Source organism: Thermoanaerobacter kivui, assembly GCF_000763575.1.
In the GTDB taxonomy this organism is placed as follows: Bacteria; Bacillota; Thermoanaerobacteria; order Thermoanaerobacterales; family Thermoanaerobacteraceae; genus Thermoanaerobacter; species Thermoanaerobacter kivui.
Genome location: NZ_CP009170.1, coordinates 1,896,533 through 1,913,293 on the forward strand (window position 1 = coordinate 1,896,533; position 16,761 = coordinate 1,913,293).

Here is a 16,761-nt window from a genome sequence, read left to right on the forward strand (position 1 = left end):
TCACCCTCTTTAGATACAGAATATTATTAAAGCTAACACACAACACCCTATAATTAAAGCAACACTCCAACCTTTTTTCTCTAATGTAGCACACAAGTCATATGATTTATAAAAAGCTTTCGATATCCATTTATTAGCTATATTGAAATATCTATCAGGATCAGAGTATTTGTAAAAGGTTTCCATTCTGTTTTCAATCTCAACCACAAAATCATCTGCAGTAAGATTTAATGATTCTTCGGCTTCCCCTCCTGTAAATACCTCTGCTTCTTTTATGCTACCATATCGTTTTAAGAATAACACATATATTAGAAAACCAATAAACACCGCCACTACTGCCCAAAATGCCATTAATGTTGCAGGATAGTTAGCTTGTTGCTTTAAAAGTATTCCGTAATTATATAACTGAAACTGCGACTCTCCATAGTTCAAATTAACAGCTTTTAAAGCTGGAATTAATAAATACTTTATCACTAATTGAGGAAAAACTCCAATTACAATGCAAGGAACTGATAATAGTCCTGACGAAAAAATCATTACTCTGTAATCTTTTTCATCTATTCTTTCATACTTTTTTGGCAATTTCCCATAAAATGCTGTATTCATAACCTTTAAAAATGAAATAGTAGTAAGCGTGCTGGCAATGAGACCTATAGCCGCTATAACAGGAAAACCTGCCTGAATGGATGCAGTATAAAACATCCATTTGCTCACATATCCATTAAAACCAGGAAGACCAGAAATGGAAGCAGCTCCTATCATAAAAACTGCCGCTGTTTTAGGAAGCCTTTTGGAAAGTCCACCCATTTCAGAAATATCTCTACTTCCTGTAGCATGTTGAAGAATCCCAGCTACAAGAAATAAAAGCGATTTAAAAAGACTATGATTAAGCACATGAAAAAGACCTGCAGCAATTGCAATAGGGGTACCGATGCCTATTCCAGAAACCATATAACCTATTTGACTAACAGTATGAAAAGCAAGAAGTTTTTTAAAATCACTTTGTTTTAGTGCATAAAGCACACCTACAAGAGAAGATAGCATACCTAAATAAGCTATAAAAGTTTTCCAATCAATAGAGTAAGGTCCTGTTACTGAATAGAATCGAATTAAAAGATATACGCCAGCTTTGACAAGACAAGCCGCATGTAAAAGTGCACTTACAGGTGTAGGTGCATTCATAGCATATGGTATCCATGTATATAGAGGCCATTGAACAGATTTTGCTATAACAGCAATCAATAATCCTACCAATATCAAATTTTCATATTTCCCTAGGTTATAATTAATAAGTTCTGATATAATTGTGTTTCCCCTTGTCAAAAAAGACACAAATATTACTACAAAAAGAAAACCATAGCCTGCTATGTGTGTCATAAGATAAGCCTTTTTAGCAGAAAAGCTTGAAATATCCCTTTTATACCAGAATCCAATCAATTGATAAGAACACAAACCTGTCAGCTCAAAGAATATGTACGACCATATTAGATTATCACTTAAAACAAGACCTGTATATGCCCCCACAAAAAGCTGCGTAAAAGCAAAAAACCTAGGTAAACCCTCTTTTTCATGTTCCATGTACTGAGTTGCATATATAATAACACAGAAACTTACGAAAGCCCCAAATAGTGCAAAAAACATATTGAGTCCATCAGCCTTCAATATCAAATCGAAATTTACACTTTCTAAAGCAGGACTTATACTTATCTTTGTAACTGTTTCTTTCCCTTTTAATACATCCAATAGACTATATACTATCCCAACTAAAGATATAAATGATGTTAAAATGCTTAATGTGCCATGAAATCTTGCACTGTTAATTTTATAAAAAATAACTGATAACAAAGCACCTAAAAAAAGTATTCCAACAGAAATGGCTAAAAGCATAACATCCATCCCCTTTATTTTTCGACTTTTATCAGTGCTCCTGGCTTGCATACTTTTACACAGGCTGGTTCAAAACCTCTGTCTTTGCATAAATCACACTTTTGTGCAACCATATCAATGTATCTATCAGCAACATTGACCATTTCGATAACACCAAAGGGACATAAATAATAACACATTTTGCAGCCAACACAAACAGATGGGTCTATAACAAAAGCTTTATCAACCTTGATTATAGCACCTACGGGACAAACTTTTGCACAAATTCCGCATTGTGTGCATATATTTATTTTGTTCTTTTCGTCCTTTTTGGAAATGAAAATCCGAGGAGCATCTGAACCATGTACTTTCATGCACATCTTTTCACATGCTCTACATCCTATGCATTTTGTCGGATCTGCCTTGATTCTCAAATGCAACACCTACCTTTGTGTACAAGAGTAACATGGATCAATACTTGCCACTATAAGCGTAACATCAGAAATGTCTTGGCCTATCAACATATTTTTAACCGCATGCAGGTTTACATAACTTGGAACCCTTATTTTCAACCTAAAAGGTATATCACTACCATCCGTTATACAATAATATAGATTTTCTCCTCTTGGTGCTTCCCATCTACCTATCCCAATTCCTTTTGGTATGGAAGGAAGTTTATCTAAATTGATAGGACCATCTGGCAGTTGATTTAAGACTTGCTCTATTATTTTAATACTTTCTCTTATCTCTAAAAGCCGTACTTTAATCCTTGCTAAAACATCGCCATCTTTCTCTACTATTTTATCAAATTCTAAAAATTCATAAGCACCTCCCGGAATATGAGCATCCTTTCTTAAATCAAAAGAGACACCAGAAGCCCTCGCAACTGGCCCCACTACCGAAAGGTTTATAGCATCTTCATGACCTAAAATACCTATTCCCTTGGTTCTGGTAACAAATGTAGGATTTTCAAGTGATTCATCTATAAGTTTTTTAGTTTCTTCCTTAACCCTTTTTACACATTGTCTTATACTCTCTATATCATTTATGTCTCTTCTTACTCCTCCTATGGTATTAAAAGCGTAATTGCCTCTATGACCAGTAATTGCTTCCATTAAATCTTTTATATTTTCCCTCGTATTGAAAAATTTAATAAATAGAGTCTGAAACCCCATAACTTCGCAAGCTATCCCAACATTCAACAGATGGGAATGAATTCTTTCCAATTCACCCACCAATGTTCTTAAATATCTTGCTCTAATAGGTACCTCAATCTTGGCTATGTCTTCAATAGCCTGAACAAAACAAATCGGATGGGAATGAGAGCATATTCCACACACTCTCTCCACAAGAGGAATTACTTGATAAAAATTCTTTGTACAAGCAAGAAATTCTATACTTCTGTGAACATGACCTATTTCTATACTAACATCTTTAACAATATTACCTTCACTTTCTATTTTAAAATGAACAGGTTCTTCTAATGCTATGTGAAAAGGACCAATTGGTAAAGCAAAATTCCTCTTTATATATGTCAAAAAGATCACCTTCTTTTACTTTTTTGCTCCAAAATTCTTTCTCTTTCAAGCTTTGCAAGAGGAGGTTCAATTGAAGCCTGAGATGTCAATAATAACCCTTTTTCCACGTCTTCGTAATCTGTAAATTTAGTACCATACATCTCCATAATCTCTCTTTCTGCCCATTCTGCTGCTGGATATATGGATCTTATGCTTTCAAAAGTTCCCGGAAACTTGTCTACTAAAGTTATCTCCTTTATTGTACCTTTTACATCAAACAAATGTTTCAAAACTATATTCTCCTCTGACTCTAAATCCAAATGTGCTATGGAACTAATATAACGCGCACCTTCTTTTAACATTTTTCCTATTTCTTCTTTTATATTCACTTTTTGTTATCCCTCGCGTGGTTATAAAAATAAACGCACTCGTTGTGTCGAATCCCACTAGAGACCTTAAACCTTTGACAAATCACGACCTTCGCTCAATTTGTTAACTAAGATGGGCTTAAGGTTAAATATGATTTGTCCCAAACCCTATATCTACATGATTTTCATTAGGTGTTGCATTTAATATTGCAATTTATAATATTTAAGTTTTTTAAGGTAAATCAAGTTATAATATTCAGATTAAATATATATCCTAAACCAAGATTTTGTTCAAAACGCATTTAAAACTTGTTAGAGACCTCTTGAGACAGCAAGAAGTCTCTTGAAAAAACAAAAATAAATGCTTAAATTAATTTTTTTTCTGTGAACGATTTTTTTTCATTTCATAAATCTTTTGTGCAAGTTCACGAGTTTCAGAAAGGCGTAGTTCACTTTGCCATTTGTCAAATTCAGAATTGAGTTCATCTAAAGTTTTATGGTGTAAATCAGCTAACTTTATTGCATCAAAGATAATAGATGACTCTTTTTCATCCCCTTCTCCTGATAAAAGCTTTTCTACTTTCTCATATATTTCTATGGGAAGCTTTACTTTTTGAGCAAGTTCTTGTCGAACATCTTTTTCGGCTATTTTGTGACAATAAGCAGCGACTATTGGAATCAGTGGAGAAACTTGTAGCTTTTCTGCAAGTTTCTCGGCATACTCGCCTGCCTTTAGTGATAATCCCATAAGTTCAGGCTGCTCAAGAAAGTATTTGCGCACATTCGCTTTGAGGCGAGTTTTAATAATATCAGGATGAGATTGTATATCATCTGCTATGCTGCCAAGGCATTTGTCGGCATACTCACACCAAGCAGCACACCCCGGGTCAAATTTGGGATTGACAACAATCTTTTTACAACGAGGACATTTTACTGTAATATCATCCTTCCAAAATTCTATTATTCCTCCACAATGCGGACAATTAGATTCGAAAATATCGGTTATTTTCCAAAAACTTCTGTCTTGTCCAGGACACTTCCATTCACTCATGTCACTCATAAATTTATCCTCCTTTTTTATTCTTGATACTTTTTTAAAAATAACTAATTTAATGAAAACGTTAATCTTTTTCTTGCCATTGAAAAATAAACATCTGCATTCATATTTAATCATTGGTGATATTCAAAACCAATCTGCTGTTTTTTATAGCTATTTCTTTTATTTTTTCATCATCTAAACCTGCTTTTTTTAAGTGCTCGATTTCATTGAAGCAGCCCTGTCCATGCATTACTTTGTGTGAACCTGCATCACTTCCTATTGCAATTTTTACACCAAGTTGTACAGCTTTTCTAATACATTCAAGGTGGTTAAAGTATATCTTTTTTATATTATCCATTTGCTTCTCAAATCTTTTATCATTGTATTTTATTAAATTTCCAAGAGGTGAGAGAGTGGGTATCCATATCACATTTTTTTCGGCCATTAAATATAACTCTTCATTTAATATAAAATATCCATGTTCAATTGTATCTGCTCCTGCCATTATTGCAGCCCGAACAGATTTAGAAGAATTGGCATGTACCATAACTTGAAGATTTTCATCTTTTGCTGATTGGACCATATAATATATCTCATCAAAATCAAATGACATCTCTTCTGTAACATGCCCATAAGAACTGAAATCTACAATTCCTGAAACGATTAATTTTAAGTGATCTGGCTTATATCTTAAAAGTCTTCTGAACTCATTCTTAAAATCATCTATCCCATTTATAGGCTTTCCAAGAAAACTACCATAGCTTCCTACTTTACAAAAAGCATAAATAGGCGTTTTATAGGTTATTCCTTCGTCGCTTGCAAACTCTCTTGCAATATAAGATATTCCGAACCTATCTCCACCATCTCTTAAATAAAGAACGTTCCTTTTTTTATATTCCTTCAAAACATCTTTTATAGGCTGATAGTCTCCCTGTAATATTTTGTTCTGATATTCTTTATAGTTTTGACCATTTAATGCTATATGAATATGGCAATCGACATGCATTTTCATTAACTCCCATTAAAAAATTGTCGCATTTAGCGACAGATTTTTTCTAAATTTCATCTAAAAAATTATACTTGCACATGGTTTAGAAAAAGCATAAAAAAGAATTAAAAACTAATATAATTACAAGTTCAATTTCTCTTTTCAAGTATTATTTTGTGATCTAAAAGTTTTATTTCTTTAATCACAGCATCAATCATCTTCTCTTCTCCCAATAAATCATACATAACAAGCTTACCGTTCTGAGGCTTGATATAAATTACATTGTCCATTATCTCATTTTCTTTGCCATTTTCTAAAAGGACAACCCTGGACTCGCACATGGTCTTCTCACCCCTTTTTTGAAACTAATTAAAATGATTTTTTAGCCTCCACTAAAGCTTCACTTGCCTTTAACAGCAAATCAGCAGCCTTTTCTATCCAGTCAGAGCAAGTATCTTTACCCATCGCTTTTGCCTTCTTTGCCCATTTTCTAAAACTCTCTTCGTGAGATTTGTTGTGCTCTATCCAATGGTCAAAAAGTACTTTCAACGTCTCTACATCTTTTGATATTTCATCTTTGTGAGCAATATCGTGATGCTCATGTCCTTCGTGTATATGCATATTTTCTCACCTCATTTCATAATATATAATAATCAAACTTTTTACTTTTGGTTCAATAATGACATAACACTCGGGAATAAATTCATATCGGTATGGGGCAAAAAGCATGCACTTATAAATTCATCCATATACGATGGATATACGCTGAGCTCAACATAGGTCATAGCATCTGCAATCTCCTTGACCTTATCTCTTGCTTGTTCATATAGCAAACAAAGATAAGCTCCTAATAAAGAACTATTGCCTATATAGGAAAATTTGCTCCTATCAATATCAGGTAAAAGCCCAATCATTATTGCATTTTCAATATGAAGGTTTTGCCCAATACCCCCAGCAATTATTACTTTATCTACATCATCCATCGAAAAGCCAACACTCTTTAAAAGGACATTTGAACCAGAATATACGGCTCCCTTAGCTTTTAAGAAGTTGCTGATGTCTATCTCATTAATCGTAATATCCCTACCATCAGCAGTTTCTTTGCCCCAAACCACTACATATTCCATCACGTACAAATCTTCATCAAATCTTATCCTGTCTGATTCTAATTCTTTTGAAATCTCTCCCTTTGAATTAATTATTCCTGAAAGGAACATCTCTGCCAGAAGGTCTATTAAACCTGAGCCACATATGCCTTTAGGTTTAACATTGCCTATTACCCTAATCTTAGGTTCCAATGTCTTCCTATCAATTGAAATTTCATCAATTGCTCCTGGCATTGCTCTCATTCCACAACTAATCTCTCCACCTTCAAATGCAGGTCCTGCAGAGCAAGCACAGGTTAGCATAAGGTCTTTATTGCCAAAAACAATCTCTCCATTTGTACCCAAATCCATAAACAATACATTTTTTTCTTCTTTCCAAATACCTGTAGCCAAAACACCTGATACAATATCCCCACCAACATAACTTGCAACATTTGGAATAACTATTACTTTAGCTTCGGGATTTATGTCAATTCCTATATCCTTTGCTTTTAATTCAGGGCATTCCCTAAATGCAGGTATATAAGGCTCCACCCTTATATACGCAGGTTCTACACCCAAGAAAAGATGTGTCATTGTGGTATTCCCTGCAAATGTTGAGATAATAATATCTTGCTTTTCAATGTTAGCTTTCTTCACCAGTTCGTCTATCAACCTGTTTATAGTCCCATCCACTACTGCAGACTTTATTTTTTCCAAACCACCCTCTGTGGAGGCATAGATTATTCGGCTTATTACGTCACCACCATACTGCATTTGAAGGTTGCCTGATGAAGCAGCAGCTATGATCTTATTGCTTTCCAAATCAATTAAATTAACTGCTACTGTTGTCGTACCTATATCCACACATATTCCATATGTGCTGGTTTCTTTATTTCGAGCCTTAATCCTTATTAATTCACAACCGTTTTTACCTTTTAAAAATGTAGCTCTTACTTTAAAATTATTTTCCCTCAATATTTTAGGCATATTCTTTAAAACATTCAATGAACAAAAAAAATTTTCTATGTTATACTTTACTTTTAGCTCTCTTTTTAACCTTTCAAAATCTGCCACATTATCATCAATAGAAGGCTCAGGAAGTTCTATATCAATATTGAATACACCACACTCTTTTTTTATGCCCTCTTCCTCTAAAAGCTTGCTTGCTTTAAGAACTCTTTCATTTTTTTCATCTCCAGGCTTTATACCTTCCACTAAGATATTTTGTACTTGCTTAGATTCCTCTACCTCAACAATCATATCGCCTTCTACAAAGGTAAGACACGCAAGTCTAATGCCTTTTTGCCTATCCTCACTGGTTAACAGAGAAGTTATTTCCTCTTTATAATCTCCAGAAATGATTTTTACTCTACATTTTCCACATCGTCCTTTCCCACCACAAGGCGCATCAATAAAAACCCCTGCTTTTCTTGCTGCCTCGAGTAAATTAGTGCCTTTTGTTACACTTATACTTTTATTAGAGGGTTTAAAAATTACTGTACATTTTTCCATTTCGTCACCTACCTCATATGTATGATTATGATTTATAAATCACCCAAAAAGGTCGACCTTTAACAATGATATTGTTAGAACCTTGATAATTAAATATTGCTACCTTTATTTGGTCTTTAATGTTCAGATGAAATTTTTTCTACATAATTTGATTTTTATTTTTGAAAATTTTATTTAGTTTTGCTCATGTCTAATATTACTTTAAAAAAATTTTAGTTCTTTGTCAAGAGTCGAGGTGGGTATCTTCTGAATGCCTGCTCTTCCTTGTTTTATCTTGGGGATAAAATTTGCATAAAAAAACTCACATTGTGCAATTAAACCCTGCAGTTAGGAATGATAACTGCAGGGGTTAAAAATATGTCTCATCTAAAAAATATCTAATTCTATTGTTCTACCATCTTTTCATAGTCAGTATTGCTCATCAAATTATCAGCTTCAGCTGGATCACTAAGCTTTACTTTGATCATCCAGCCTTTTTCATAAGGTGATTGATTTACAAGCTCTGGGCTATCAGCTAATTCTTCATTTACTTCTATTACCTCTCCACTCATTGGTGCATAAAGGTCAGATGCAACTTTACCTGATTCTACTACACCAAATTTTTCTCCTTGAGTAACCTTAGCACCTACTTCTGGCAACTCTACAAACAATACATCTCCCAACCGATCTTGTGCATAATCCGTAATACCAACTAATGCAACGTCACCTTCAATCTTTGCCCATGTGTGTTCTTTGTGATATTTGTAATCTGCTGGAAAATTCATATCTAACCCTCCTAATTCTTTGTATTTTATTTTATGATAAAAGATCCATTATAGTAAAGGATCCATGGTCAACGCTGGATGACCAACATTGTTTAAAAATTCCACTACAGCATCTGGAGCTGTACCCACTGTCTCATCCGCAATCATATCAGCAAAATTGTCAATCCCAAACAACTCTTTAGCTGTTTCATTTATCTTATCCCTTACTGCGTCTTTCAGCTCTTTTGGCATCCAAACAACTCTTTTTAAGCCACCTTCTGCCGCGATGAACTTCTTACTCGATATATACTGTCTACCATGCCCCATAAATCCCGGAGTTTGGTTACCACCACCTGTTGTTGAAGCCAACTCACCAAATGTCATACCAAGAGGCGTCATCCCACCATATTCTCTATTTACTATTATTACACCATTTGCTTCAGGCATTATAGCACATATACATTCAAAACAACCGCAAGAAGTCATTGGATTTTCCATCAATGAATACAAGGTTACTTCTTTTATCGCTCCATGTGACAGCTCTTCCACAGCCTTATTACATGATTCAAATATACCTTTAACAGGGTCTAAGCACTCACCCTTTTCAATAGGCTGACATGGTCCAGTAGGATTGATTTCTTTTGTAGCCTTTGCATCAAGCCAGCTAACTGCACCACAAAGTCCTAATCTTTCTGGTGTTACAATACAAACATGCGCTGGGGCAAATGACTGACACATCAAGCAGGAATAGAAAACATCAACGCTTTCATCGCTAAGACCAGCAAGTCTCTCATCTCTTGCCTGATAACGTGGCTTTGCAATTGTCTTCCCCATCTCTTCTACCTTAGCTGGGTCGGTAATTATTGTAACCTGAACTTTGTCAACAACACTTCCAAATTCATCAAGCATCTTAGCATACAAAACCTCACCAAAATGATGAAGCCTAAGACCAGCTTGATATGCATTTTTACCAATTCTGACCCATATGATATCTCTCTGGCCAAGATGCATTACGCCTTCCATATAGTTCAAGAAGTAGTGTATCCTTCTTTCCAACACAGGCTCAAAATCTTGCTGCATCTTCTTACCTGCAACATCCACTAAAATTCCAAGAGGCATCTTACCGCCTTCAGGTCCTAAAGTATCGATATCCGGCCCAATTACCTCGATTTTGTGGTCTTCTATTTCCGACATATCAAGTGTACGAACAACTTCCCATGCTGGTGTCCTTCCACCACCAAACTCAACAAACATATCGCCTTTTCTTATTCTTTCACCTTCAAATGCAGCTGCAAATCCGACAGGAATTGGTATCTCTGTTATCTTTATTTTGATACCTCTTGCTTCTAATGAAGTAGCACCTATCTTGTCATAATCCTTCTGAGATATCAAAGCACCAGGGATTTCTGGAACATCTTGATCTGTAATTACTGGGAAACCTAATGCAATAGCACCTGCACCAGCAGCAACCACAAGCTCACTCAATGGTCCTAATGCGTTAACAAAAGCTGGAACTCTTTCTTTTGTGTAAGTCAATAAACTTCCTAAATCACCAGGTTGAACACCGCCAAAAATCAAAGCAGCTCTTAGTGCAACAGTTACTACATGAATTACAGAAGTCACATCATATCCCAAAGGAACAACCCTGAGCTCAAGCCCCATTTTTACATTACCTTCAATAGCCTGGTCTATAACTTTACCTACCAAAAATGTAAGCAATCCTTTATTCTGATAATTCTTTATAATCTTAGCTGCTATCTCTGCTGAAGGTGCCTCGCCAATAACAACTGCAACACCAGGAATATCGCCCGTAACCAATGGCACACCCAATGAACGAATGATTGGGTCAGGTACAAAACCTATACATGGTTCAGTGTATGGCTTCTCCTCCGTAGCATATTTGCAAGCCTCTATGACTTCGGCACAAACAGCGGTTGCCAACCCAGCCTTCAGTGCAGTATCAAGATTCCTCTCTTCCGAAATAAGACTCTCTATAATTGGCGCCGCACCTGCCAACTCTTTTAAAGTACCAATTTTTTGACCAGTAGCTGCATAAATAGTAGGCAAACTATATGCGGTATCAGGGAAGACAACTTTTGCATCCTCTCCCTTTTTCTCAATAGCTGCTGTAAGTGTTGCTTTTGCAGCCTCTAAAGCCTGGTTTGCTCCAGTAAAGATAATATCCACTAAATTCATAACTTAAAACTCTCCCTCCTACTTTTTTATGAAAACCTTTGAGTAATTGTCCCCCACCTTCACCAGGTAGGAGACTTTTTGACTTAAAAACACTACAGTTCCAGATAAGAATCACAATATAGATTCCAACCCTTTATAACTTCTGCTGTTTTAATAACATCCATCAACATCTTATTACAAGGATTTATTATCGCAGAAGTCAAACCACATTGTATTGCCATAGCACAAAACACAGCATCCATTAATCCCCTTAATTCCTTTGGCGCACCATTTGAAACATTACTGAGTCCACCTGTCGTCTTAAGACCCATCTCGGAGATCTGTCTTACAGCATCAAGAACCTCTTGCTGCTTTTCCTGCATTCCCTTTATAACTACAAAGAGAGGATCAAATAAGATATCATCTGGACTCAATCCTACTTGTATTGCCCTATCTAAGATTTCAGTGCAATAAGCCATTCTTTCCTCGTTATCTCTTGGAATTCCCTCTTTAGCACAAAGTCCAATAACCATTGCTCCGTAATTAGCAGCTAACTCAAGATTCCCCATTCTTGAACCAGCATCTGCAGAGTTTATTATTGCTTTACCGGGTGTTGGATCATAAACCTTTAAACCAGCCTCTATCGCCTTTGCATTTGCTGTATCCAAACACAATGGAACATTTGGAAACTCTGATTGCAAAAGCTTTACCACCCATGGCATTATCTCTTCCCCATCCCTATCAGCAGGTCCAATATTTACGTCAATGTAATGAGCACCTGCTTCAATCTGTTCCTTTGCTCTTTCCAAAATAGGTTTTGGATCCCTTTCTTGAAGAGCCTTTCTTATTGGTGGCGCAATAACATGAATTCTCTCACCTATAATCAAAAATCTTGCCATTAAAATACCCCTCCACTTTTTAAATTTTTTTAAGCAACTCTATTAGTATAGTCCTTTAAGAACTTAGGTAACATTTCTGCTTCTTCAGGCCCTACTACTACTTTCCAACCTGGTAGTGCATCTTCGATATCAGGCTTCAACACTGCTACTTTACCAGGTATAAGTATCTCTCTTGTTTTTAGTTTTTCTTCTACACCCATTTCCTTTACAGCGTCGGCAATTGTTTTACCTGAGAACTTACCTGCAGCCCACGCTGTCAAAACCGAAAGACCACCTGCATCTGGTATTAAAAGCCATGCTGGAACTTTTGACCTTTCAATTTCACCAGAGACAATAAAGTAAGTAAGTGCAAAGTCAACTGTTACCAAAAGCGGTGCATTTTCCTCTGCTGGACCTATCTTGTACAATCCTTTTTCAACTCTCATAGGTTTCTGTGGATCTGTAAAGATGTTTTGTCTCAAAGCAAATAGTGGCAAAGCCAATGAGTAATCAATCTCATCAAGAACAATGATTGAACCATATTTCTCAACAAAAAGCGTAGCATATGCAAGTTGCATGAATTTATCACTTGACAAATTGTTTACAAATACAACACTTGGATAACCAAAGACTCTATCCTGAGCAACTAAAGCTGTTCTCCTTATATTCACTATATCATCAAAAAGTTGTTTAGCTTTGTCTGCTTTTGTGCTTAGTATAAGTTCGTTATATCCACCTGAACGGATTTTTGATACAACATCATACAATGCTTCTAAATTATCAGCTTCTACACCCAATAAAAGATTGTTCTCTTTTGCTATGTTAACCATTGCTTCATAGTTTTGTGGATTTGCCCCGTACAAGATTGGGCCTAAATCCTTTACTTCTTCTACTGCAGCTTTTGCAATTTCAGGGTCATCAGTAATTATCATAGGAACAGCAAGTTTACATTCATCTTTAACTTTCTTCAAAAGCTTTAGATACTGATCTTTGTTTTTGCTTTCACATTTCACTGCAGCTACTTCAACAAACATATTCTCGCCAATACGCACATAGTTTACCTTGTTCATATTAGCAATCTTTTGATTGATTTCATCATCAGACATAGTATCCTTTAGCATTACAGCAAAGCGGTTTCTGTTTACAAATGTCTTTTCATGTCTGAAAAGAACAGTTTCACCACCAAGTGTATAAGTCTTATCGCCACTTCCAAACTTAACCGTTTTCATCAATGGTGCCGTAGCCTCTGCCAATTTCATCTTAGCCTCTTCGCTCATATAAGGACACTTTTCAGCTTCTACGCCACCTTGAGCTAACTTCATTGCAAAAGCAAGACAAGTTGGAAATCCACATTCCTTACAATTCTTCTTTGGAAGCATTTTATATATATCCATACCTGTTAAAGCCATCTTAAATATCGCCCCTTTCAGAATTAGTAAAATTAGTTCAACATTGAATTGATAAAGTTTTTCAAAACTTCAACAGAACGTGGATGTCTTAAAATTACACCATTCGAACCAGCTGCTAATACACCAACCGCTCCACAAATCTCCATTGCTATTCCTCTATCTTCTAAACTTCCCCACTCAGGAGCGTCTTCTTCTGTTGCAGTTGATTCCTTTACTTTCCAGCTTTCAAAGGAAATAGGTGAAATTATTGGCATCTGAAGAGTCGTATCGTTCTGATCCAAGGCTGCAAGTTTTATTCTGTCCAGGGTGGTTATAACATATTCATAACCATAACCCACCGCAGATATACCTGGATTCATCATGATCTTTTCTGGTTTAACACCAAGCTGCATCACTAAAATATTCATCTGTTTTGCAAGGTTTAGGTCAACTGAGCTTTCAGCCACTACGATGTTACCATAAGCAAGGCCTACAGCCGCACCTACTTCTTTGTAATTAGCTTCTACTGCTGAAAGAAAAGCATAATTTTTATTTGCAAGGACTTCAGAAATTTTTGTAAAAATCTTACCATTCTTTTCGTTAGATTCACAACCAGCTATCACAAGTGGAACTTCAACACTATCAGCCACTTTCTTAGCTATTTCTGCACATTCCTCTGGAGTTCTATCCTTTACATCAGGATTTGCTCCCACAAATCTTAAAACTATAAAATCTGGATTGTAATTTTTTACATAGAACTGTGCCCATGCAGCAGGATCCTCTGCTACATCTTTAATAAGATTCATTAGCCCCTCAGGCCAACCTGTCGGAGCTACGTCCCAGACTTCCATACCAATTCTTGGGGGATTTCCTGTATCGCCGTCAAAAGTGTAAAAAGGAAGTACTGATTCACCTCCAATCTTTAAATCCTTACCCATTACCACTTCTTTTATTTGGCCTTTGAATGTTTGTCGTGGTTTTTGATAAGCCATTTTTTTCGCCTCCATCTACTATTTTTTTGTTGTTATTCTTGGAAGTAAAATTTTATCTAAAATATCTCTATAGGCTTTAACCGCTGCATTATCTTTTGGTAAATTTAGCAGCGGAATGCCAGCATTATCATATTCATAGATGCCATTATCAAGAGGAACAAAGCCTGCAAAAGGAATGTTATAACTTTTTATATATTCTAAAAGCTCTTCACTCATTCCTTCCTTGGGGACTCTGTTGACTATAAGGAAGAGCTCTTTTACATCAAGCTTCAATTCCTCTATCAGTGTCTTTACTCGATATGCAGCATCTATCCCTCTTTTAGAACATTCACTGACAGCAAACATCAAATCAACTTTTTTAGTAGTTCTTCTTGAAAGGTGCTCAAGCCCAGCTTCATTGTCGACTACTAAAAACGAATAAGAATCTGACAGTTTGTCAGTTACTTCTCTTAAAACTCCATTTACAAAACAATAACATCCTAGCCCCTCAGGCCTTCCCATTACAAGCAAGTCATAACCATTGCCTTCGACAATAGCCTGCTGCACCATGAAATTCAAATAATCAGCCTTTGTCATTCCCGCAGGAAGTTTTTCATCATCTCTAACTTCCTCTCTGATTTGACCCAAAGTAAATTCCACATCTAAACCTAAAACATTATTCAAATTTGAATTCGGATCTGCATCAACCGCAAGAACCGGACCCAATTTCTTTTCTACCAAATAATCAATTGTAAAACCAGCAAGAGTAGTCTTACCTGTTCCACCTTTTCCTGCTAATGCAATAACATATACCATTTTTTTCACTCCACTTTATACATTGTGTATCGACTGCCCATGTATATCATGAATTGCTTCCATGACAGCCTCACTAAACGTAGGATGAGAATGTACAACTTCTGCTACTTCAGATACTTTCAAACCACACGTTATAGCCACGGCAATTTCATGCACAAGGTCCGTCGCATTAGGTCCTATAATATGAGCACCTAAGATTTTGTCGTTATCTTGATCCGCAACAATTTTCACAAAACCATCTAATTTCCCTGAGGCCTGTCCTTTACCAAGACCCCTGAAATAAAACCTTCCTATGCTAATATTGTATCCCTTTTGCAAAGCTTGTTCTTCAGTTAAGCCTACAGCACCTATTTCGGGCTCAGTGAAAATTGTATGCGGTACAGCCGTATAATCCATAATGCTTTCTTTGCCCATTATATTCTCTACTGCACAAATACCTTCAAAAGAAGCCACATGAGCTAATTGAATACTTGGGATTACATCACCGATGGCATATATACCATCTACATTTGTTTGCATCTTTTCATTGACTACTATTCTACCTTTTTCGGTATTTACTCCCACTCTTTCTAACCCTATTTCTTCAATATTTGCTTTTCTTCCAACAGCAACAAGCATTACTTCGGCTTTTATGATTTTACCATCTTCTAAAGAGACTTCTACCTCGTTTTCATTAATTTTGACTTCCGTTATCTTTGACTTGGTATAAAGTTTAATTTTCTTCTTCTTAAAAATTTTCTCTATTTCTTTGCTTATCTCAAAATCCTCTGTACTTAATGCTCGATCCAACATCTCAACTAGTGTAACGTCAGTACCAAGCCCCTTATAAAACATCGCAAATTCGCAACCAATAACCCCTGCTCCCACTATTAGTATGCTCTTAGGAATATATCTTAAATCTAAAATCTCATCACTTGTCAACACCCTTTTTTCATCAAAAGGGAAAAGAGGAATCCGCCTTGGTGATGAACCCGTTGCAATAATTATTGCATCAGATTTAATTCTCTCTTCTGCTCCATTTTCTTTTATGACTTTAACTTCTCTATTGTTAAGAATTTCACCTTTTCCTTTTATTATTTTAACACCATTTTTATTAAATAGCAAGTCTATTCCTTTATTTAATCTTTCAATAATCTTATTTTTTCGTTCAATTATTGCGTCAATATCTGCTTTGATTTCTCCTTCTAAAATTATCCCATAAGATTTTGCTTTTTTTATTATTTCCAAAACCTCACTTGAAGAAAGAAGAGCCTTGGTGGGAATGCACCCTTTATTCAGGCATGTCCCACCTAATTTATCCTTTTCTATTACTGTTACATCTGCACCGAGCTTTGCAGCTTTTATACCCGCTACATATCCTCCTGGACCTGCACCTATAATTGTAATTCTCTTTTTAGACATTCATATCGTCC

General features: G+C 35.8%; 16 protein-coding genes. All 16 read right to left on the reverse strand.

All coding sequences use genetic code 11. The features are described from left to right. Positions 1–9: 9 nt before the first annotated feature. The 16 genes from TKV_RS09600 to lpdA all read right to left on the reverse strand — a co-directional run bounded on the left by TKV_RS09600 (position 10) and on the right by lpdA (position 16,750). Complete coding sequence (locus tag TKV_RS09600) at positions 10–1,938, reverse strand: NADH-quinone oxidoreductase subunit 5 family protein (RefSeq protein WP_084574245.1); 1,929 nt, start codon at positions 1,936–1,938, stop codon at positions 10–12. Continuing rightward, positions 1,902–2,309 carry a 4Fe-4S dicluster domain-containing protein gene (locus TKV_RS09605; protein ID WP_148307265.1) on the reverse strand — a complete coding sequence of 136 codons (408 nt, stop codon included), beginning with the start codon at positions 2,307–2,309 and terminating at the stop codon, positions 1,902–1,904. The genes TKV_RS09600 and TKV_RS09605 overlap by 37 nt, the downstream gene beginning before the upstream one ends. Then, positions 2,310–3,404, reverse strand: a complete 1,095-nt coding sequence (locus tag TKV_RS09610) for a hydrogenase large subunit (RefSeq protein ID WP_201769473.1) — start codon at positions 3,402–3,404, stop codon at positions 2,310–2,312. Positions 3,405–3,409: 5 nt separating this feature from the next. Continuing rightward, positions 3,410–3,772 carry an NADH-quinone oxidoreductase subunit C gene (locus TKV_RS09615; protein ID WP_049685751.1) on the reverse strand — a complete coding sequence of 121 codons (363 nt, stop codon included), beginning with the start codon at positions 3,770–3,772 and terminating at the stop codon, positions 3,410–3,412. A 349-nt stretch (positions 3,773–4,121) separates the two neighbouring features. Beyond that, entirely contained in the window at positions 4,122–4,811 is a 690-nt protein-coding gene (locus TKV_RS12155; protein WP_052392252.1) for a hypothetical protein, read from the reverse strand. A 106-nt stretch (positions 4,812–4,917) separates the two neighbouring features. Then, entirely contained in the window at positions 4,918–5,802 is an 885-nt protein-coding gene (locus TKV_RS09625; protein WP_236617249.1) for an amidohydrolase family protein, read from the reverse strand. Positions 5,803–5,927: 125 nt separating this feature from the next. After that, positions 5,928–6,119 (reverse strand): CooT family nickel-binding protein, encoded by a 192-nt coding sequence (locus TKV_RS09630; RefSeq protein ID WP_049685753.1) that lies wholly within the window; start codon positions 6,117–6,119, stop codon positions 5,928–5,930. A 28-nt stretch (positions 6,120–6,147) separates the two neighbouring features. Beyond that, the gene (locus TKV_RS09635) at positions 6,148–6,399 is read right to left on the reverse strand and encodes a hypothetical protein (RefSeq protein ID WP_049685754.1); all 252 of its coding nucleotides are present in this window, start codon (positions 6,397–6,399) and stop codon (positions 6,148–6,150) included. Between the two features lie 41 nt (positions 6,400–6,440). Then, positions 6,441–8,378, reverse strand: a complete 1,938-nt coding sequence (gene acsV / locus TKV_RS09640; RefSeq protein ID WP_049685755.1) for a corrinoid activation/regeneration protein AcsV — start codon at positions 8,376–8,378, stop codon at positions 6,441–6,443. A gap of 383 nt (positions 8,379–8,761) precedes the next feature. Continuing rightward, entirely contained in the window at positions 8,762–9,142 is a 381-nt protein-coding gene (gene gcvH / locus TKV_RS09645; protein WP_049685756.1) for a glycine cleavage system protein GcvH, read from the reverse strand. Between the two features lie 48 nt (positions 9,143–9,190). Beyond that, positions 9,191–11,317: an acetyl-CoA decarbonylase/synthase complex subunit alpha/beta gene (gene acsB / locus TKV_RS09650; protein WP_049685757.1), complete on the reverse strand. Its 2,127-nt coding sequence runs from the start codon at positions 11,315–11,317 to the stop codon at positions 9,191–9,193. 92 nt (positions 11,318–11,409) lie between these two features. Next, the gene (gene acsE / locus TKV_RS09655; RefSeq protein WP_049685758.1) at positions 11,410–12,195 is read right to left on the reverse strand and encodes a carbon monoxide dehydrogenase/acetyl-CoA synthase methytransferase subunit; all 786 of its coding nucleotides are present in this window, start codon (positions 12,193–12,195) and stop codon (positions 11,410–11,412) included. Positions 12,196–12,224: 29 nt separating this feature from the next. Next, positions 12,225–13,583 (reverse strand): acetyl-CoA decarbonylase/synthase complex subunit gamma, encoded by a 1,359-nt coding sequence (gene acsC / locus TKV_RS09660; RefSeq protein ID WP_049685759.1) that lies wholly within the window; start codon positions 13,581–13,583, stop codon positions 12,225–12,227. A 32-nt stretch (positions 13,584–13,615) separates the two neighbouring features. After that, positions 13,616–14,554, reverse strand: coding sequence for an acetyl-CoA decarbonylase/synthase complex subunit delta (gene acsD, locus TKV_RS09665; RefSeq protein ID WP_049685760.1), 939 nt, complete (start codon positions 14,552–14,554; stop codon positions 13,616–13,618). 18 nt (positions 14,555–14,572) lie between these two features. Further along, a complete protein-coding gene (locus TKV_RS09670; RefSeq protein WP_049685761.1) occupies positions 14,573–15,349 on the reverse strand; it encodes an ATP-binding protein in 777 nt (258 codons plus the stop codon). Positions 15,350–15,364: 15 nt separating this feature from the next. Next, positions 15,365–16,750: a dihydrolipoyl dehydrogenase gene (gene lpdA, locus TKV_RS09675; RefSeq protein ID WP_049685762.1), complete on the reverse strand. Its 1,386-nt coding sequence runs from the start codon at positions 16,748–16,750 to the stop codon at positions 15,365–15,367. Positions 16,751–16,761: the final 11 nt, after the last annotated feature.

Coding starts and splice junctions, on each gene's coding strand:
- TKV_RS09600 (WP_084574245.1), bottom strand. CDS start 1,938: ATGCAAGCCAGGAGCACTGATAAAAGTCGAAAAATAAAGGGGATGGAT.
- TKV_RS12155 (WP_052392252.1), bottom strand. CDS start 4,811: ATGAGTGACATGAGTGAATGGAAGTGTCCTGGACAAGACAGAAGTTTT.
- TKV_RS09625 (WP_236617249.1), bottom strand. CDS start 5,802: ATGAAAATGCATGTCGATTGCCATATTCATATAGCATTAAATGGTCAA.
- TKV_RS09630 (WP_049685753.1), bottom strand. CDS start 6,119: ATGTGCGAGTCCAGGGTTGTCCTTTTAGAAAATGGCAAAGAAAATGAG.
- TKV_RS09635 (WP_049685754.1), bottom strand. CDS start 6,399: ATGCATATACACGAAGGACATGAGCATCACGATATTGCTCACAAAGAT.
- acsV (WP_049685755.1), bottom strand. CDS start 8,378: ATGGAAAAATGTACAGTAATTTTTAAACCCTCTAATAAAAGTATAAGT.
- gcvH (WP_049685756.1), bottom strand. CDS start 9,142: ATGAATTTTCCAGCAGATTACAAATATCACAAAGAACACACATGGGCA.
- acsB (WP_049685757.1), bottom strand. CDS start 11,317: ATGAATTTAGTGGATATTATCTTTACTGGAGCAAACCAGGCTTTAGAG.
- acsE (WP_049685758.1), bottom strand. CDS start 12,195: ATGGCAAGATTTTTGATTATAGGTGAGAGAATTCATGTTATTGCGCCA.
- acsC (WP_049685759.1), bottom strand. CDS start 13,583: ATGGCTTTAACAGGTATGGATATATATAAAATGCTTCCAAAGAAGAAT.
- acsD (WP_049685760.1), bottom strand. CDS start 14,554: ATGGCTTATCAAAAACCACGACAAACATTCAAAGGCCAAATAAAAGAA.
- TKV_RS09670 (WP_049685761.1), bottom strand. CDS start 15,349: ATGGTATATGTTATTGCATTAGCAGGAAAAGGTGGAACAGGTAAGACT.
- lpdA (WP_049685762.1), bottom strand. CDS start 16,750: ATGTCTAAAAAGAGAATTACAATTATAGGTGCAGGTCCAGGAGGATAT.